This is a genomic window from Nonomuraea sp. NPDC005983 (assembly GCF_040614375.1).
Lineage (GTDB): Bacteria > Actinomycetota > Actinomycetes > Streptosporangiales > Streptosporangiaceae > Nonomuraea.
This window is the reverse complement of record NZ_JBEXUP010000098.1, coordinates 1-17,396: the sequence shown is the minus strand read 5'-3', so window position 1 is coordinate 17,396 and position 17,396 is coordinate 1. Positions and strand designations below refer to the sequence as shown.

Below are 17,396 nucleotides of genomic sequence, written 5' to 3'. Positions count from 1 at the left end.
GCCCGGGGATTAGGCCCCCCGGGCCCTCGCTTGACCTTCCTACCCAGGTTACGGCTTGGACGGAACCGTGATTTTGCCGTCGACGATGTCCTTCTTGACCGCGTCGAGCTTGTCCTTGAGGTCGTCGATCTCGCCACCGGTGGTGGCCAGGCCGACGCCGTCGACCTTGAGGTCGTAGACGGTGTTGGTGCCGCCCTTGGCGCCGCCCTGGAAGGCCTTGATGAACTCGAACACGCCGACGTCCACGCGCTTGATCATCGAGGTCATGATGACGGACTGCAGGTCGGCCTCCTTGACGGTCTGGCGCTGGTCGGAGTCGACGCCGATGGCCTTCTTCTTGGCCGCGGCCGCCGCCTGGAACACGCCGAGGCCGGAGTCGCCGGCGGCGTGGTAGACGATCTCCGCGCCGTCCTGGAACATCTTCTCGGCCGCGACCTTGCCCTTGTCGGGGGCCTTGAAGCCGCTGAAGTCCCCGTCGGGGGTGAGGTACTTGATGTCGATCTTGGCGTCCTTCTTGACCGACTTCACGCCGGCCACGAAGCCCGCCTCGAACTTCTTGATCAGGTCGTTCTCGACGCCGCCGACGTAGCCGACGTGGCCGCTCTTGGCCTTGGTCGCCGCGGCGACGCCCGCCAGGTAGGAGCCCTGCTCCTCGGCGAACTGCAGGCCGGTGACGTTCGGCGCGTTGGAGGCGGAGTCGACGACCGCGAACTGGATCTCGGGGTACTCCAGGGCCGTCTTCTTGATGTCGTCGCCGTAGGCGAAGCCGACACCGATGATCGGGTTGTAGCCGGCGTCGGCGAGCTGGCGCAGGAGTTCGCCGCGGTTGGAGCCGTCGGCGGCGGGGCTCAGGTCCTTGATGTCCGCGCCCAGCTCGGTCTTGGCCTTCTCCAGGCCCGCGTACGCGGCGTCGTTGAACGACTTGTCACCGCGCCCGCCGACGTCGAACGCGAGACCGACCTTCAGCGCGCCCGGCTTGGACGCCTCGCTGCTCGCTCCCGATGTGGGCTGGGCGCTCGCCGTGCTGTCGCCCCCGCTGCTGCCGCCACAGGCCGCGGCCGCCATGAGCATGACGCCGGCGACAGAGCCGATCGCCATCCTGCCGAATCGCTTGCTGAGCAAGGCGACTCCCTTCCATTTCCCCGCCGCCGAACTTCATCGCGGGCGCGAAGAAACGTACGGCACCTGCACGGAAGATAGTTGGTTGACCAGGGCAGACCAAACCGGCACACAAGGTCGCAACCGGTCCGTTATCGACATCAGTCGCGTCTGTGACCTGCGGACAGATCGGCGCCCCCGGCCAGGTCCTCTTATTTTTACCGTAACTTGACGCGGGTCAAGGGCTTGCCGTGCGGCCGATCTTGACGGAGATTTTCGATCATAGATGGAAGTCCGTCTGCCACGGGAGCCCTGATGCGTGCTCGGAAGGTTCTGGCGGTGCCGCTGGCCGCGGTGCTCGTCCTGGCGATGGGCGCCGCGCCCGCTACGGCCGGTCCACCGGAGACCCCGCCGGAGATCCCGCGGGAGATCAAGGTCGAGGGCAACGCCACCCAACCGGTCTTCTCCCGCGCCGACGCCGTCAGACAGACCGTGTTCGTGGAGGTCGCCGGCACTGACAGCGACAGCGACGGCAGCCCCGACCGGGTGGCCGTGGACATCCTGCGTCCCAAGGAGACCGAGCAGGGCCTGAAGGTCCCCGTGATCATGGAGGCCAGTCCGTACTACGCGGGCGGCAACGACGTGCCCAACCACGTGGTGGACGTGGACGACGACGGCAACCCGCTGCCCACGCTGTGGGCGCGGGCGAACAAGCTCGCCGCCGAGCCCTTCGACGGCTACTACGACAACTACTTCCTGCCGCGCGGCTACGCGATCGCGCTGGTGGAGAACCTGGGCAGCGGGCGCGCCACGGGCTGCCCGACGACCGGCGACCGCAACGAGACGGCCGGCCCGAAGGCCGCGATCGACTGGCTGAACGGCCGGGCCAGGGCCTTCACCGCCGACGGCGAGCCGGTGTCGGCGTCCTGGTCGACCGGCAAGGTCGGCATGATCGGCGTCTCCTACAACGGGACCCTGCCCAACGCGGTCGCCTCGACGGGGGTCAAGGGGCTGGAGACGATCGTCCCGATCGCCGCGATCTCGTCCTGGTACGACTACTACCGGGCCAACGGCGGCGTCGTCGCGCCCGGCGGCTTCCAGGGCGAGGACACAGACGTGCTGGCCAAGTACGTCCTCACCCGGGCCGACGGCCAGCGGGTCTGCGGCCCCGTCATGGAGCACCTGACGGCGGCGCAGGACCGGGTCACCGGCGACTACAGCCGTTTCTGGGACGTCCGCAACTACCTCAACGACGTCGGCAAGGTCAGGGCCAGCGTCTTCCTGGTGCACGGGCTCAACGACTGGAACGTCAAGACCAAGCAGTTCGCCCAGTGGTGGGACGCCCTGGCCAAGCGGCACGTCCCGCGCAAGATCTGGCTGCACCAGGGCACCCACATGAGCCCCTTCAACCTCAGGACGGTCGAGTGGCTCCGCCAGCTGCACGGCTGGTTCGACTACTGGCTGTACGGGATCGACAGCGGCATCATGCGCGAACCGCAGGCGGACGTGGAGATCGGCCCCGGCGACTGGGGCCAGTACGCCTCGTGGCCGCTTCCCGGCGCCGCCCCTGTCAGGCTCCGACTCGGCCGGAACTCCGAGCTGGGCCCGCTCGCCCGCCCGTGGCCGGGGCGCGAGTCGTTCGTCGACCAGAAGGACCGCACGGCCGAGCAGCTGGTCGAGTCGGCCCCCGCACCCGATCCCAACCGCCTGGCTTACCTGACGTCCGAGCTGCCGGCGGACGTCCGGATCTCGGGCACTCCCGAGGTCTCGGTCAGGGCCTCCTTCAGCGGCGGCTCCTCGCCGTACCTGACGGCCCTGCTGGTGGACTACGGCGAGGACGTCCGCCCTGACGGGTCGCTGGTGCCGACGGGCGAGACGCTCTGCTACGGCGAAGGTGTCCCCGGCGACACGGGCTGCACGGCGCTGCGCAGGCTGGGAACCGTCACCACCCCGTACAAGATCGTCTCCAGGGGCTGGCTGGACGTCCGCAACCGCGCCGGCATGGACCACTCGCAACCGCTACGCCCCGGCAAGGACTACACCTTCACCTGGGACTTCCAGCCCAAGGACTACCTGTTCAAGCAGGGCCACCGGATCGGTCTGGTGATCATCTCGACGGACCGCGACTACACGCTGCGCTACCCGCCGGGCACCAGGGTCGAGCTCTCGCCCGGCCGCTCGTCGCTGACCCTGCCGGTGGTCGCCGGCAGGCTCAACTGACTCTCAGGCCAGTGTCGTGAGCGGATCGACGACGCGGCCGGCCTCCCACAGCGCGGTGAGGGCGGTCGCGGCCATCATCCGCACGCCCATCCCGATCGCGCTCTCGTCGACGTCGAAGGTGCCCTGGTGGATGTCGTAGGTGACGCCGCCTGGCGACCGCGTGCCCAGCCGGGCGAAGGCTCCCGGGATCGACTCGAGGTACCAGGCGAAGTCCTCGCCGCCGAGGGACTGCTGCGTCGGCACCACGGCGGACGCCCCCAGGACGCGCTCGGCCGACGCGGCCAGCATCTCCACGCTCACCTCGTCGTTGACGACCGGCGGCACCCCGCGGGTGTAGTCCATGGTCGCCTCGATGCCGTAGGCGGAGGCGACCGACTCGAGCAGCGCCTTGATCAGATCGGGGGCGGCGTGCCAGGCGTTCTCGTCCAGGCAGCGGACCGTGCCCTCGGCCACGCCGTCGTCGGGGATGGCGTTGGCGGCCGAGCCCGCCTCGACCTTGCCCCAGACCAGGCTGAGCGAGGAGCGCGGGTCGACCCGGCGGGAGAGCGCGGCGGGCAGCTCGGTGAGGACCTTGGCCAGGGCGAAGACGAGATCGGCGGTCAGGTGCGGCCTGGCCGTGTGGCCGCCGGGGCCGGAGACGCGGACGACCAGCTTGTCGCAGGCCGAGGTGATCGGGCCGGACTTGAGGCCGATCTGGCCGACGTCGACGCGCGGGTCGCAGTGCAGGCCGAAGATGCGGTCGACGCCGCTGATGCCGCCGTGCGCCATGACCTCGAGCGCGCCGCCGGGCAGCTCTTCCGCCGGCTGGAAGACGAGCCGGACGCGCCCGGGAAGCAGCCCCGCGGCGGCCTGCTGGGCGAGGAAGAGCGAGGTGCCGAGCAGGACGGTGGTGTGCACGTCGTGGCCGCACGCGTGGCAGACGCCCGTGACGGTCGAACGGTACGAGACGTCCTTCTCGTCCTGCAGGGGCAGCGCGTCGATGTCGGCGCGCAGCGCCACGGTCGGGCCGTCGCCGCTGCCCACGTCGCACACCAGCCCGGTGCCACGCGGGAGCACGGAAGGCGTGAGGCCGGCGGCGATGAGCCGCTCGGCGATGCGCTGGGTCGTGCGGTACTCGGCGAAGGCGAGCTCTGGGTGCATGTGCAGGTCGCGACGGAACGCCACCAGATTCTGCTCGTTCTCCGCCAGGAACGCGTCGAGTTCCCCCCGCAGCTCACGGCCCCGCATCAGTCACCATCCCGTCACGTGCCGTGCGACCCCTTGACACAACGTCGCCCGGCTCAATCTGCGCTGTCTTTCATCCATGTTTCGCACTGCGGTAGCTGTCCGGTCAGGGCAGTCACCCGGGCAATCAAAGGCCGCACCCGTGGGTTTCGGTGCCAGAGATCGTCAGAACGGGAGACCGCGGCGAGGGTGGCCGTGAGCCCGATGGCGATGCTTCGACTTTATCGCTCCCGTGACGCTTCTCGCCGACAACTACCCCAAAAGTTCGCTGACGGCATGCCCGTAACCTCAGGTCGTTACGGTAAGTGAGCGTCTACCTGACCCCGAAATAGTCACAAGGGATCATTAGATGGTGACCCGTCGTCGTCACTTCCAAACGTGGTCGGCGATTCCGAATCCTGTCACCTTCCGTCATGTTCATCACACTACGACGACGGCTGTTTCTGCGAAGAATGCGTGTTTCACTCGCTATATGATCACTAATATCCCGTTCGGGGAGAAGCATGCGAGATTGAGCATCTTCGAGCCGGGCGAGGGGACCCTGGTGGTCGTGCCCTCGCTCTCCCTGCCACAGGACGAGCTCCGCCGCATCACGGGGGCGAGATGCTACGAGGAGCGTCTGCTGTTCCTCCTGTTCACGCTCCGCGACCCCCGCGTCAAGGTGGTCTACCTCTCCTCGGCGCCCATCGATCCGGACATCGTCGCGTACTACCTGAGCTTCCTTCCCGACCCCGCCGGGGCCGCGGTCCGGCTCCGGCTCATCAGCCTCGACGACCCCGCCTCACAGCCGCTGACCAGGACCCTGCTCTCGCGTCCCGACGCGATCGAGCGCCTGCGCCAGGCCGTCGACGGCGACGCCTGGCTGGTCCCGTTCGTCCTGAGCGAGCTGGAGGAGGAACTCGCGGCGCTGCTCGGCATCCCGCTCTACGGCCCGGCCACGTCGCTGGCCTACTACGGCTCCAAGAGCGGTTCGCGCGAGGTCGGCCTGGAGGCGGGCGTGCCGATGGCACGCGGCTTCGGCGACCTGCACTCGGCCGCCGAGATCGAGGACGCGATGGAGTCGCTGCCGGGCGAACGGGTGATCGTCAAGCTCAACGACGGCTACTCCGGGCTGGGCAACGCGATCGTCACGAAGAGCGACCGGTCTCGGACGAGCTTCTCGGCGGCGGGCGAGACCTGGGAGAGCTTCACCGCCAAGATCGTCGAGCGGGGGGCCGTGGCCGAGGAGTTCATCGAGCACCAGCCGCTCTACTTCCCGAGCGCGCTGGCCCGCATCACGCCCGGCGGCCACCACGACGTCCTGGCCACCCATGACCAGGTGCTCGGCGGCGCCAACAAGGACGTCTACCAGGGGTGCTCGTTCCCCGCCGCGTCCCAGTACCGGGCCGAGGTGGAGGAGTCGGCCTCCGGGATCGCCCGCGTCCTGGCCGAGCGCGGCGTGGTGGGGCTGTTCGGCATGGACTTCTTCGCGATGAAGACCGACGCCGGCTACGCCGCCCTGCTCTGCGAGATCAACCTGCGGATCGGCGGCACCACCCACCCGTTCGGCGCGGCGCTGCTGACCACCGGCGCCACCTACGACCACGGCACCGGCCTGCTCATGGTGGGCGACCAGCCCAAGTACTACACCGCGACCGACAACTGCGCCGCCCGCTGCCTGCGCGGCCGCTCCCCTGGCGAGGTCGTGCGGACGGTCGAGAGGCTGGGGCTCGGCTTCGACCACGGCCGCCGCACCGGCAACGTCTTCCACCTGCTCGGCGCGATCCCCGAGCACGGCAAGCTCGGTTTCACCACGATCGGCGACTCCCGCGAGGAGGCCGACGAGCTCCACCGGATCACCCGCCGGGCGCTTTGCGGAACCCCTTCCAGCCGATGACGGCCAGCACGACCGCGAGCACCAGGTTGACCGCGATCAGGACTCCGTGCACCACGTAGAAGGCCGTCGGATGTCCGTCGGCCAGGTTGAATGCCAGCATCACCCACTCGAAGACCATGAACGCGCCGAGGGCGACGAGGAAACCGGCGATCTTTCGTGACATTGCCATCTCTCTAGTGTCCAAGGTGGATCTTCAGGGGATGTGTCGCCACATGGGCATTGACACAAAGCTACGCTGAGACCGCCATGTGGATGAAACCGGTGCCTGTCACGGCACTCCTCGCGGCGGTCACGCTCACCGCACCAGCGCACGCCTCGACCACCGCACCTATCGGGGGCGACGCGTTGGGCAGCCGCGGCCTGGTGAAGCCCGACGGCGTGGAAGCGCCGCCGAAGACGCAGGCCACCTCATTCGTGATCGCGGACGTCGACACCGGGCAGGTGCTCGCGGCCAAGGACGCCCACGGGCGCTACCTGCCGGCCAGCACGCTCAAGACGCTGACAGCGCTCACGCTCATCCCGAAACTCGACAAGGACCTCAAGGTCAGACCGAGCGAGAACGCGTGCAACCAGGAAGGCACCGCGGTCGGCCTCTCGCCCAAGGTCACCTACAAGGTGGACGACCTGTTCAGGGCGCTGATGATGTCCTCGGCCAACGACGCGGCGATGGCGCTGGCCGAGACGAACGGCGGCGTCCCCAAGACCATGCGGGACATGAACGCCGAGGCCAAGCGCCTGCAGGCGAACGACACCGTGGCCAAGACCCCCAGCGGCCTGGACAAACCCGGCCAGAGCAGCTCGGCCTACGACCTGGCGCTCATCGCGCGGGCCGGCCTGGCCAATCCCGCCTTCCGGCGATATATCAGCACGAAGGTCGCCAAGTTCCCGGCACCGAAGAGCTACTACGAGATCAGCAACCACAACAAGCTGCTCTGGCGCTACAAGGGCATGATCGGCGTCAAGAACGGCTGGACGTCCAAGGCCCTGGGCAGCTTCGTCGGCGCCGCCACGCGCGACGGCCACACCATCATGGTCACGATCATGCGGCACGACGGCTACTTCTGGGACGAGGTCGCCAAGCTGCTCGACTGGGGCTTCCAGGTCAGAGGCCATGTCCCGCCCGTGGGCCAGCTGGTGGACCCGATCCCGCCCGTGCGGCCGACACCGCGGCAGGTCGCGGTGTCGCCCGCGCCGGGCGTGGCGTCCAAGGCGCCGATGGTGAACACGGCGTCCAAGCAGACCGACACCACCCGCAAGATCGGCGCGGGCGTGATCGGCGGAGCGCTGCTGTTCGGGGTGGTCTGGCTGGGCTTCGGCATCCGCCGCAGGCGCAGGTCAAGCGCGTGAGCCGCCGTTCGACGGGACGGGCGAGGGCACAGGGGGCGGCCCGAGCCCGGCCGTGGACGTCCAGGCCGCCACGTACAGGACGAGCCTGGCCGACAGGTTGATCCACAGCAGCAGGCCCACGATGACCGCGAACGCGCCGTAGATCGGGTTGCTCAGCGTCACGCCCAGCAGCAGCCCGGCGAGCTGCTTGAGCAGCCCGAACCCGATCGCGCCGAGCAGCGCCCCCCGAGCGATGACCCGGAAGGGCTGGGTGGGACGCGCCACCCAGCCCAGCAGGATCAGGAACATCAGCCAGTCGGCCGCCAGGCTCGCCAGGAGGCCTCCGGAGAAGAGCCCGCCCTTGTTGAACGGCGTGGCGTCCAGGTGGAGGAAGCGCATCAGGAACGTCGTCGCCTGCGTGGCGAAGCCGGTGACCAGCGCCGACGCGAGCATCGTCAGCCCCAGAAGGACGAGCGAGGCGAGGTCGCGCAGCTTGCCGAGGAAGAAGTTGAGCGGCGGCGTCGTGGTCATCGAGATCTCGCGCAACGCGCCGCGCAACGCGTCCATCGCGCCGAGCCCGGCGTAGAGCAGGCCGAGCAGGCCGATGATCCCGGCGGTCTGCTTGGCCTGCGCGATGCTCGTGAGGTCGAGCTGGGAGGCGAGGCCCGGCAGCTGCTTGGCGATCGCCGCGTTCAGGGCGTTCAGCGCCTTCTCGTTGTTGGCCAGGATGTAGCCGAACACCGCGAAGGCCAGCGCCACCAGCGGGAAGAACGACAGGAACGCGAAGTATGTGACAGCGCCCGCCAGCCGGTCACCGGTGTTCACCTGGTACCGCTGGACGGTCCTGATCAGGTGGTCGATCGAGGGACGGCGAACCCGCCAGTACTCCACGAGGCGACGCCCTCGGGCCTTCACGGCCTCGATCCGCTCGGTCAGGCTTGCCATCGCTGCCGCACGGCCCCCTTTCCGGCTCGATCAGAGGACTCTTCCCTCCACAAGCCGGACAAGTCTGCCATCGGGCGGCCGTTTCCGTGATCCCCGGAGAGCCCGGGATCCGACGGTTCAGGAGGACGCGGCGGTCACCCTGGCGGCCGACTCCGTCAGCGACGCCAGCACGGCCGTCACGTCGTGGTGCAGCAGCCTGCCGTCGCGCTTGACCACCCGTCCGGCGACCAGGACCGTGTCGACGGCGTCGGTGCCCGCGTTGAGCACCACCGCGCCGATCGGGTCCTGCGCGGCGGCCATGCCGAGCGTGCCGGTGCGGAGCAGGACGACGTCCGCCTGCTTGCCGGGGCGCAGCGACCCGGTGACGTCGCCGAGCCCGACCACCTCCGCGCCCTCGATCGTGGCCATGCGCAGCACGTCGCGGGTGGTGAACCCGAGCCCCTCCCCGCCGGGCCGTCCGCGCTCCAGCGCGAACGCGGTCCGCATCAGGCTGAACATGTCGCCCGGGGCGCAGGTCACGGTGTCGACGCTGAGCGAGGTGGGGATCCCGGCGGCCCGCGCCCGGCCGCTGACCGGGTACCCGATGCCCAGCGTCATCTCGTCGATCGGCGACACCGACACGCTGCCGCCGCTGTCAGCGATGAACTTGAGGTGGTCGTCCGCGTAGTGGTTGGCGTGCACGTACGTCGTGCGCGTGCCGAGCAGGCCGTTGTCGCGCAGGAATGCGAGCCCGCTGGCGGCGCTCTCCTGGCCGTGCCCGCCCAGGTGCGCGGTCACGGGCAGGTCGAGCTCGCGGGCGAGCCGCCACTCGTCCAGCGCGTGCTCCTCGCCGACGATCTCCGGACCGAGGGCCGCGACCGCCATGCTGACCAGCCCGGACGTCCCGAAGTACGTGTCGTGCACCCGGCGCCCCTCCTCCACCAGGCCCTCCGGGGGCCCGCCGTGGCAGAACCCGAAGACCGCCCTGATGCCGGACTCGTGCAGCGCCCGGACGGCCTGCTCGGTGTGCGCGGGCGTGAACTGCACGTGCGACCAGTCGAGCAGCGTGGTGATGCCCGCGTCGAGGCACTCCAGCGCCCCGGCGAGATTGCCCGCGTAGACGTCCTCGGGACGGTAGCCGGGTGCCAGCTCACCCAGGATGCGCTGCAGATATCCCTGGAAGGTCATGTCGGGCGCGACGGCCCTGATGCCGGCCTGCCAGGTGTGCCGGTGGCTGTCGACGAAGCCGGGCATCACGATCATCCCGGACGCGTCGATCACTTCGGCGCCCGGCACGTCGGGCAGCCCCGGCCCCACTTCGGCGATCTTCCCGCCCTCGATCCGCACGTCGGCCGCGCCGATCACCACGGGCTGCGGCTCGGTGTCGACGACGATCCCGTTTCTGATCACAATTGTCATACCGAAAAGCTTAATGAGAAGCTTTTAAGAAAGCAATCTGCCTGGAAGTATCCTCGAACACATGAAGCACGATGAGGTAGACGCCATGGTTCCCCGCTGGCAGGCCTCGGGGCTGCCGTCGTCCCTCATCGCCAGCCTCGAACTCAGCAAGCGCACCGCCCGCCTCAACGCGCTCTTCGAGGCCGCCGTCAAAGCCGAACTCACCGACCTCGGCCTCACCTACGCCGAGTTCGACGTCCTGGCCGCCCTCGCGCGCACTCCCGAACCGCACCGGATGAAGCCCAGCGAGCTGTCGAAAGCCCTCTTCCTCACCTCGGGCGGCACGAGCAACGTCCTCCAACGCCTCACGGCGGCGGGGTACGTCGAACGCGCGGCCAACCCGGGCGACGCCCGCAGCCGCTGGGTCCAGCTCACCGCCGAGGGCCTCCGCATCGCCACCACCGCGCTCAACGTCGCGGGCAAGGCCCACGACGAGGTCATGGCCGGGGTCCCGGAGGCCACCATCAGGCAGGCGGCCGACGCCCTCCGAGACCTCCTTCTGGTGGTGGGCAGACGCCGCGTCCGCTGACAAACCAGCGCACGAGCACGCCGCGTTGAACCCCGCCCGCACCCGCTCGCCCAGCCTGCGCCGCAGGAGCCGCAGCCCACGGAAGTCCGCTGCCCGTACGGTCTGCCGAAACACGCGCTTTCAATCTGCCGAAGTCGACCGCCGGGTGGCACCAGAGTCCGGGCGTCCTGCTGCCGCGCCCAGAGCTGCGTCGATATCCGGATACATATCGTTGCTTGGCCGATATCGCTATTGGACATCGTCTCGTCCGGTCTGATTGGCTCCAGCGATCTGCTGATCAAGAGCAAGGACCATGGAATGCGACACCTTGACGCCCGCCGCTTCCCCGCGGCCCTGAAGGCGACCGGACTGGCGATCTCCGTCCTGGTCGGCGGCACCGCCTATGGCGTGAACGCCGCCTCGGCCGACAGCCAGGCGCTCCCCCAGTCCTCGGCGGCCCAGAGCGGGGAGGCCGTCCAGGCCGACCTGCAGGCAGCCGACGCGCGCAAGCAGCTGCGTGCGCTGGAAACATCGTCCAAGACCCGCATCGGCGCGTACGCCCTCGACACGGCCACCGGCAAGATCGTCACCTACCGGTCCGGCGAGCGTTTCCCGATCGCGTCCACCTTCAAGGCGCTCGCGGCCGCCGCGGTCCTGCACAAGGCCCGCACGTCCGACCCCGGGCTGATGGAGCGGGTCATCCGCTGGAAGGCCGGCGACCTGAAGCCGAACTCACCGGTGACCAAGGAGCACGTGGACGACGGGCTGACCGTCGCCCAGCTGTGCGAGGCCGCCATCACCGTGAGCGACAACACCGCGGGCAACCTGCTGCTCAAGCAGATCGGCGGGCCGGCGGGGCTGACCCGGTACTTCCGCACGCTGAAGGACCCGATCTCCCGCCTGGACCGCTGGGAGACCGAGCTCAACATCTGGAGCCCCAAGGAGAGGCGCGACACCACCACGCCCGCCGCCATCGGCCGTGACCTGCGGCAGGTCGCGTCCGGGGACGCGCTCGACGCCAAGGACCGGGAGCAGCTGAACGCGTGGCTTCTCGCGACCAAGACCGGCGACGAGCGCATCCGCGCCGGACTTCCCAAGACGTGGATCATCGGCGACAAGACCGGCACCGGCTCGACCTACGGGTCCGCGAACGACATCGCCGTCATCCAGACCTCCGAGTCGGCCCCGCCGCTGATCATGGCGATCTACACCACCCGCTCGGCCGCCGACGCCACCAACGACAACAAGGTCATCGCCGACACCGCCACCATCCTCGCCCGCGGCCTCGGCAAGCTCCCGTAGCGGACGCCCGTACGCGTCCGCGCGTCACGCCGATGCCCGGCCAGAGCACCCGCCCGGGCGCAGGGCCGAACGTGCCGCGTACCCCCCGGGGCGGGCGCCCGCTCCGGGGATACGCCGGTGCGAGCCCCGCGGTCAGTGGGTGGGGAGGAAGCCGACGCGGTCGCGGACCTCGGCCATGGTGCGGGCGGCCACCGCGCGGGCGCGCTCGGCGCCGATCGCCAGCATCCGGTCCAGCTCCGCCTCGTCGGCCAGCAGCTTCTCCGTGCGCTCCCTGATCGGGCCGAAGGTGTCGGCCACGGCCTCCGCGACGTCCTTCTTGAAGGTGCCGTACCCCTGGCCCGCGTACCGCTCCACGAGAGCCGGGATCGGGGTGCCGGTCAGGGCCGACTGGATGCGCAGCAGGTTGGAGATGCCGGGCTTGTTCTCCTCGTCGAACAGCACCTCGGACCCGGTGTCGGTGACCGCGCGCATGACCTTCTTGCGCAGCGGCCCCGGCTGCTCGAGGAGGTCGAGGATGCCCGCGGGGCTGGAGGACGACTTGGACATCTTCGAGGTTGGGTCCTGGAGGTCGGTGATCTTCTCGACCTCCTTGAGGATGAACGGCTCGGGCAGCGTGAACGTGTCGCCGAAGCGGTGGTTGAACCGCTGGGCCAGGTCGCGGGTCAGTTCGAGGTGCTGCTTCTGGTCGGCCCCGACCGGGACGGCGTTGGCCTGGTAGAGCAGGATGTCGGCCGCCTGCAGGATCGGGTAGGTGAACAGGCCGACGCTGGCGGCGCTCTCGCCGTACTTGGCCGACTTGTCCTTGAACTGGGTCATCCGGGCGGCCTCGCCCATGCCGGTCTGGCAGATCAGGATCCAGGCGAGTTCGGTGTGCTCGCGCACGTGCGACTGGACGAAGACGGTGGAGCGCTCGGGGTCGAGCCCGGCGGCGAAGAGCTGCGCGGCGGCCACGCGGGTGCGGCGGCGCAGGGCGGCGGCGTCGGTCGGCACGGTGATCGCGTGCAGGTCGACCACGCAGTAGAACGCGTCGTGGGTCTCCTGCATCGCGACCCACTGGCGGACCGCACCCAGGTAGTTGCCCAGGTGGAAGGAGTCTGCCGTGGGCTGGATGCCGGAGAGAACACGAGGTCTGGCCATAGCAGGCAATTGTGTCAGGAATCCTGGTCCGACGGCGACTCGATCGCCGGACGCCGTTTGACCCGCACCCTGGCGATGCGGCGTCCGTCGAGCCCGGTGACGGTGAGTTCGAAGCCGGAGACCTCCACCGTCTCCCCCAGGGTGGCCACGTGGCCGAGCATGGCCATGACGAACCCGCCCAGCGTCTCGTAGGGCCCGTCGGGGAGCCGGAGGCCGGTTTCGGCGACGAAGTCGTTGAGGTTCGTCAGGCCGTCGATCTCGATCTCGCCCGCCGTGAGGATCACGGTGTGGTCCTCGAGGTCGTACTCGTCCCTGATGTCGCCGATCAGCTCTTCGACCAGGTCCTCCAGGGTGACGATCCCGGCGGTCCCGCCGTACTCGTCGACGACGATGGCCAGGTGGTGCCCCTCGCCGCGCATCTCCGACAGGGTGGTCAGCACCCGCTTGGACGCGGGCAGGAACTTCACCGGACGGATCGGGACGAGCTCGCTGATCGGCTCGATGCGTCCGGTCAGGACGGGGTCGAGCAGGTCGCGGACGTGCACGAACCCGATGATCTCGTCGTACGACTCGCGGTAGACGGGGAAGCGGGAGTGCGGCATCCCGGCGGCGAGCACGGCGGCCTCGGCCAGCGGCGTGTCGGCCTCCATGAACTCCACCTCGGTCCGCGGCAGCATGACCTCGCGGAGCTGGCGTTTGCCCGCGGCGAACACCTCGGCGATCAGGTTGCGCTCGTCGGTGGTGAGGTCGGTGTGCCCGACGACCATGTCACGCAGTTCCTCGGTGGTCACCTCCTCCCTGTCGGCCTGCGGGTTGCCGCCCAGCAGCCGGACCACGCCGTCGGTGGACTTCGACAGCGTCCAGATGATCGGCCGCGACAGGGCCGCGATCCGGTCCAGGAAGGGCGCGACGAACAGCGAGAGCCCCTCTGCCCGCTGCCTGGCGAGCCGCTTGGGCGCCAGCTCGCCCAGCACCAGGGACACGTACGAGATCGCCAGCGTCACCAGGACGAGGGCGAGCACGGGCGCGACGGCGGCGGGCACCCGCCACCGTTCGAGGACGGGCACGAGTTGCAGGCCGAGCCGGTCGGCGCCGAACGCGGCCGACAGCATGGTGGCCACGGTGACGCCGATCTGGACGGCGGACAGGAAGCGGTTTGGATCGCGTGCGAGCTTGGCGACGCGCTCACCGCGGCGGCCACGCTGTGAGAGCTTGCGAACCTGCGACTCTCGGAGCGAGACCATGGCCATCTCTGCGGCGGCGAAGAAGCCGCCGACCAGGATGAAGAGCAAGACCAAGGCGATGTTGGCCACGAGCGTGTCAAACATGGTGCTTCGCAGCGTACTCGGCTGCTTTCCCGCGTATGCTGAACAGCAACCCCTACATCCTCAAACATATTCGAACAGGAGTAAACATGAGGCTGCTGGTCACCGGAGGAGCCGGATACGTCGGCAGTGTCGTCGCCGCGCAACTGGTCGAGGCGGGGCACGAGGTGACCGTCCTCGACGACCTCTCGACGGGGCACGCGGACGCGGTGCCCGACGGGGCGCGGTTCGTCCAGGGCTCGATCAGCGACGCCTCCGCGGCGCTCGCCGGCGTGGACGCGGTGCTGCACTTCGCGGCCAAGTCGCTGGTGGGTGAGTCCGTGGAGAAGCCGGGGCTGTACTGGGCGAACAACCTGGGCGGCACGTTGGCACTGCTGCACGCCATGCGCGAGCAGGGCGTGCGCCGGATCGTGTTCTCCTCCACGGCGGCCACGTACGGGGAGCCGGAGCGCTCGCCGATCCAGGAGAGCGACCCGACCCGGCCGACCAACCCCTACGGCGCGTCCAAGCTGGCCGTCGACACGACTCTCACCGCCTACGCGGGCCTGCACGGGCTGGGCGCGGTGAGCCTGCGCTACTTCAACGTGGCCGGGGCCTACGGGCGCTTCCGCGAGCGGCACACCGTCGAGACGCACCTCATCCCGAACGTGCTGAAGGTGGCCACCGGCGAGCGCGAGTCGGTGAGCGTGTTCGGCACCGACTACCCGACGCCCGACGGCACCTGCCTGCGCGACTACATCCACGTCTCGGACCTGGCACGCGCCCACCTGCTGGCCCTGGACACGATCATCGAGGGCGAGCACAAGATCTACAACCTGGGCAACGGCACCGGCTTCTCCGTCCAGGAGGTGATCTCGGTCTGCCGCGAGGTCACCGGGCACGAGATCCCCGCCGTCGTCGGCCCGCGTCGTGCGGGCGACCCCGCCGTGCTGGTCGCCTCGTCCGAGAAGATCCAGCGCGAGCTGGGCTGGAAGCCGGAGCGGACGTCGCTGAGGGAGATCGTCTCGGACGCCTGGGAGGGCCTTTCCGGCCGATAACCGAGTAGGCCGAATAGCCGAGTAGTACGCGAAAGGCGCGCGTCACACCGGACGCGCGCCTCATCATGCGGCGATCAGATCAGGCCGAGCTCCTTGACGGCGTCGCGCTCCTCGACGAGCTCGCGGACGGACGCGTCGATCCGGTCGCGGGAGAAGGCGTCGATCTCCAGACCCTGGATGATCTCGAACCTGCCGTCGACCGCGCGCACCGGGAAGGACGAGATGAGCCCCTCCGGCACCCCGTACGAGCCGTCGGACACGACCGCGGCGGAGGTCCAGCCGGTGCCGTTGACCCAGTCGTAGACGTGGTCGATCGCGGCGTTCGCGGCGGAGGCGGCGCTCGACGCGCCCCTGGCCTCGATGATGGCGGCGCCACGCTTGGCGACGGTCGGAATGAACGTCTCGCGCAGCCACTCGCCGTCGATCTGCTCGGCCGCGACCTTGCCGCCGACCTCGGCGTGGAACAGGTCGGGGTACTGCGTGGCGGAGTGGTTGCCCCAGATGGTCATGTTCTTGACCTCGGTGACCGGCACCTGAAGCTTGGCGGCGAGCTGGGACAGCGCGCGGTTGTGGTCGAGGCGGGTCATCGCGGTGAAGCGCTCGGCGGGGACGTCGGGCGCGTGCTGCTGGGCGATGAGCGCGTTGGTGTTGGCCGGGTTGCCCACGACCAGGACCCTGATGTCGTCGGCGGCGTGGTCGTTGATCGCCTTGCCCTGCGGGCCGAAGATGCCACCGTTGGCGCCGAGCAGGTCACCGCGCTCCATGCCCGCCTTCCGCGGCATGGCGCCCACCAGCAGCGCGACGTTGGCGCCCGCGAAGGCGACGTTCGGGTCATCGGTGATCTCGATGCCGGACAGCAGCGGGAAGGCGCAGTCGTCGAGCTCCATGGCGGTGCCCTCGGCTGCCTTCACCGCCTGCGGGATCTCCAGCAGGCTCAGCTTGACCGGGACGTTCGCGCCAAGCAGCTGGCCCGATGCGATGCGGAACAGCAGTGCGTAGCCGATCTGACCGGCGGCTCCGGTGACGGTCACCTTGACGGGCGTGGCCATGGCCTTCCCCTAACTCGCAGCGTGAATCATTGACTTTCGGATGTTACCCGCTCGTCATTCGCAGGGTTCCATCGCGGGCACCTTCAGCTCCGGCGTGAAGTCCACCTTGGAGAAGTACGTGGTCACGAGCTTCTTGAACGCGCCCGTACGGTAGAGGTCGGCGATGACGGCCTTGACCGCCTTGCAGGTCTTCGCGTCACCCTGCTTGACGCCGACGGCGTAACGCTCGTCGTTCAGCTTGGCGCCGAGGATCTTGTAGCGCTGGTTCTCACGGCTGGCGAACCCGGCCAGGATGAGGTCGTCGCCGGGAACCGCGGCGACCTCGCCGCTCCTGAGCAGGTCCATGCACTCGGCGTAGTTCTGCGCGGGCACCAGCTCGACCTTCACCTTGTCCTGCGTGTCGCCGACGGACGCGCTGTTGGGGTCGCAGATCTTCTTGCCCTCGAGGTCGTCGATCGAGTCGATGGCGTCGCCCGAGCGCACCAGCAGGTCGCGATGCGCTAAGTAGTACGGCCCCGCGAACTGGACCTTGTCGTTGTTCACCGAGTACGTGGCGACGACCAGGTCCACCGTGCCGTTGGACAGCAGTCCGGGTCTGTCGCTCTTGCTGACCCTGACGAACTCCACCTTCTCGGCCCCGAGCTCGGCGGCGATCCGCCTGGCCAGGTCGACGTCGAACCCGGCGAAGCCGTCGCCCTCCTGCAGGCCGACGCCCGGCAGGTCGCCCTTCACGCCGATCACGAGCCGGCCGGTCTGGGCCGCCTTGTCGACCGCGGAGGCGAAGGCGTTCGGCGGCGGGCCCTTGCTGTCGGAGCCGGTCGCGGTGACGTCGGGCTGCTCGCCGAACGCCAGCGGCGGCCAGTCGTTCATGACGGCGACCACCGCCGCCGCGGCCCGCACGACCGCGGCGGT

General features: G+C 69.3%; 15 protein-coding genes. 6 read left to right on the top strand and 9 right to left on the bottom strand.

The genetic code is table 11. The annotated features are described in order from the left end of the window. Positions 1–48 precede the first annotated feature (48 nt). Positions 49–1,122, bottom strand: a complete 1,074-nt coding sequence (locus ABZ297_RS32825; RefSeq protein WP_355354336.1) for a BMP family ABC transporter substrate-binding protein — start codon at positions 1,120–1,122, stop codon at positions 49–51. A gap of 291 nt (positions 1,123–1,413) precedes the next feature. Here ABZ297_RS32825 and ABZ297_RS32820 point away from each other — a divergent pair, with 291 nt between their 5' ends. Next, positions 1,414–3,318 carry a Xaa-Pro dipeptidyl-peptidase gene (locus ABZ297_RS32820; protein WP_355354333.1) on the top strand — a complete coding sequence of 635 codons (1,905 nt, stop codon included), beginning with the start codon at positions 1,414–1,416 and terminating at the stop codon, positions 3,316–3,318. Between the two features lie 3 nt (positions 3,319–3,321). On the opposite strand, the gene ABZ297_RS32815 is transcribed toward ABZ297_RS32820, so the two are convergent. Then, on the bottom strand, positions 3,322–4,545 hold the full coding sequence (locus ABZ297_RS32815; RefSeq protein ID WP_355354330.1) for a M20 family metallopeptidase: 1,224 nt from the start codon (positions 4,543–4,545) through the stop codon (positions 3,322–3,324). A 508-nt stretch (positions 4,546–5,053) separates the two neighbouring features. On the opposite strand from ABZ297_RS32815, the gene ABZ297_RS32810 reads away from it, so the two are divergent. Beyond that, positions 5,054–6,418, top strand: a complete 1,365-nt coding sequence (locus tag ABZ297_RS32810; RefSeq protein WP_355354327.1) for a peptide ligase PGM1-related protein — start codon at positions 5,054–5,056, stop codon at positions 6,416–6,418. On the opposite strand, the gene ABZ297_RS32805 is transcribed toward ABZ297_RS32810, so the two are convergent. After that, positions 6,378–6,587 carry a hypothetical protein gene (locus ABZ297_RS32805; protein WP_355354324.1) on the bottom strand — a complete coding sequence of 70 codons (210 nt, stop codon included), beginning with the start codon at positions 6,585–6,587 and terminating at the stop codon, positions 6,378–6,380. The genes ABZ297_RS32810 and ABZ297_RS32805 overlap by 41 nt on opposite strands. 83 nt (positions 6,588–6,670) lie before the next feature. On the opposite strand from ABZ297_RS32805, the gene ABZ297_RS32800 reads away from it, so the two are divergent. Next, positions 6,671–7,765 (top strand): D-alanyl-D-alanine carboxypeptidase, encoded by a 1,095-nt coding sequence (locus ABZ297_RS32800; RefSeq protein WP_355354321.1) that lies wholly within the window; start codon positions 6,671–6,673, stop codon positions 7,763–7,765. Here the strand turns inward: ABZ297_RS32800 and ABZ297_RS32795 are convergent. Continuing rightward, a complete protein-coding gene (locus tag ABZ297_RS32795; RefSeq protein ID WP_355354318.1) occupies positions 7,754–8,689 on the bottom strand; it encodes a YihY/virulence factor BrkB family protein in 936 nt (311 codons plus the stop codon). The genes ABZ297_RS32800 and ABZ297_RS32795 overlap by 12 nt on opposite strands. 117 nt (positions 8,690–8,806) lie before the next feature. Beyond that, positions 8,807–10,087 carry an amidohydrolase family protein gene (locus tag ABZ297_RS32790; RefSeq protein ID WP_355354315.1) on the bottom strand — a complete coding sequence of 427 codons (1,281 nt, stop codon included), beginning with the start codon at positions 10,085–10,087 and terminating at the stop codon, positions 8,807–8,809. 61 nt (positions 10,088–10,148) lie between these two features. Here ABZ297_RS32790 and ABZ297_RS32785 point away from each other — a divergent pair, with 61 nt between their 5' ends. Beyond that, entirely contained in the window at positions 10,149–10,655 is a 507-nt protein-coding gene (locus ABZ297_RS32785; protein WP_355354312.1) for a MarR family transcriptional regulator, read from the top strand. 297 nt (positions 10,656–10,952) lie between these two features. Beyond that, entirely contained in the window at positions 10,953–11,936 is a 984-nt protein-coding gene (gene bla / locus ABZ297_RS32780; protein ID WP_355354309.1) for a class A beta-lactamase, read from the top strand. A 132-nt stretch (positions 11,937–12,068) separates the two neighbouring features. On the opposite strand, the gene trpS is transcribed toward bla, so the two are convergent. Together trpS and ABZ297_RS32770 are read right to left on the bottom strand one after the other, a co-directional pair. Further along, positions 12,069–13,073, bottom strand: a complete 1,005-nt coding sequence (trpS, locus tag ABZ297_RS32775) for a tryptophan--tRNA ligase (protein ID WP_355354306.1) — start codon at positions 13,071–13,073, stop codon at positions 12,069–12,071. 14 nt (positions 13,074–13,087) lie between these two features. Further along, positions 13,088–14,401: a hemolysin family protein gene (locus ABZ297_RS32770; protein ID WP_355354303.1), complete on the bottom strand. Its 1,314-nt coding sequence runs from the start codon at positions 14,399–14,401 to the stop codon at positions 13,088–13,090. Positions 14,402–14,487: 86 nt separating this feature from the next. Between ABZ297_RS32770 and galE the strand changes: the two genes are divergently transcribed. Further along, complete coding sequence (gene galE / locus ABZ297_RS32765) at positions 14,488–15,435, top strand: UDP-glucose 4-epimerase GalE (protein ID WP_355354300.1); 948 nt, start codon at positions 14,488–14,490, stop codon at positions 15,433–15,435. A 74-nt stretch (positions 15,436–15,509) separates the two neighbouring features. Here galE and ABZ297_RS32760 read toward each other — a convergent pair whose 3' ends face one another. Together ABZ297_RS32760 and ABZ297_RS32755 are read right to left on the bottom strand one after the other, a co-directional pair. Then, positions 15,510–16,484, bottom strand: coding sequence for a malate dehydrogenase (locus ABZ297_RS32760; RefSeq protein ID WP_355354297.1), 975 nt, complete (start codon positions 16,482–16,484; stop codon positions 15,510–15,512). A 54-nt stretch (positions 16,485–16,538) separates the two neighbouring features. Next, the coding region (locus ABZ297_RS32755; RefSeq protein ID WP_355354294.1) for a transporter substrate-binding domain-containing protein at positions 16,539–17,396 on the bottom strand (858 nt) is incomplete at its 5' end.

What these genes read in the sequence shown, in the direction of transcription:
- ABZ297_RS32820 (WP_355354333.1), top strand. Translation starts at nt 1,414, where the DNA reads ATGCGTGCTCGGAAGGTTCTGGCGGTGCCGCTGGCCGCGGTGCTCGTC.
- ABZ297_RS32815 (WP_355354330.1), bottom strand. Translation starts at nt 4,545, where the DNA reads ATGCGGGGCCGTGAGCTGCGGGGGGAACTCGACGCGTTCCTGGCGGAG.
- ABZ297_RS32805 (WP_355354324.1), bottom strand. Translation starts at nt 6,587, where the DNA reads ATGGCAATGTCACGAAAGATCGCCGGTTTCCTCGTCGCCCTCGGCGCG.
- ABZ297_RS32800 (WP_355354321.1), top strand. Translation starts at nt 6,671, where the DNA reads ATGAAACCGGTGCCTGTCACGGCACTCCTCGCGGCGGTCACGCTCACC.
- ABZ297_RS32795 (WP_355354318.1), bottom strand. Translation starts at nt 8,689, where the DNA reads ATGGCAAGCCTGACCGAGCGGATCGAGGCCGTGAAGGCCCGAGGGCGT.
- ABZ297_RS32790 (WP_355354315.1), bottom strand. Translation starts at nt 10,087, where the DNA reads ATGACAATTGTGATCAGAAACGGGATCGTCGTCGACACCGAGCCGCAG.
- ABZ297_RS32785 (WP_355354312.1), top strand. Translation starts at nt 10,149, where the DNA reads ATGAAGCACGATGAGGTAGACGCCATGGTTCCCCGCTGGCAGGCCTCG.
- bla (WP_355354309.1), top strand. Translation starts at nt 10,953, where the DNA reads ATGCGACACCTTGACGCCCGCCGCTTCCCCGCGGCCCTGAAGGCGACC.
- trpS (WP_355354306.1), bottom strand. Translation starts at nt 13,073, where the DNA reads ATGGCCAGACCTCGTGTTCTCTCCGGCATCCAGCCCACGGCAGACTCC.
- ABZ297_RS32770 (WP_355354303.1), bottom strand. Translation starts at nt 14,401, where the DNA reads ATGTTTGACACGCTCGTGGCCAACATCGCCTTGGTCTTGCTCTTCATC.
- galE (WP_355354300.1), top strand. Translation starts at nt 14,488, where the DNA reads ATGAGGCTGCTGGTCACCGGAGGAGCCGGATACGTCGGCAGTGTCGTC.
- ABZ297_RS32760 (WP_355354297.1), bottom strand. Translation starts at nt 16,484, where the DNA reads ATGGCCACGCCCGTCAAGGTGACCGTCACCGGAGCCGCCGGTCAGATC.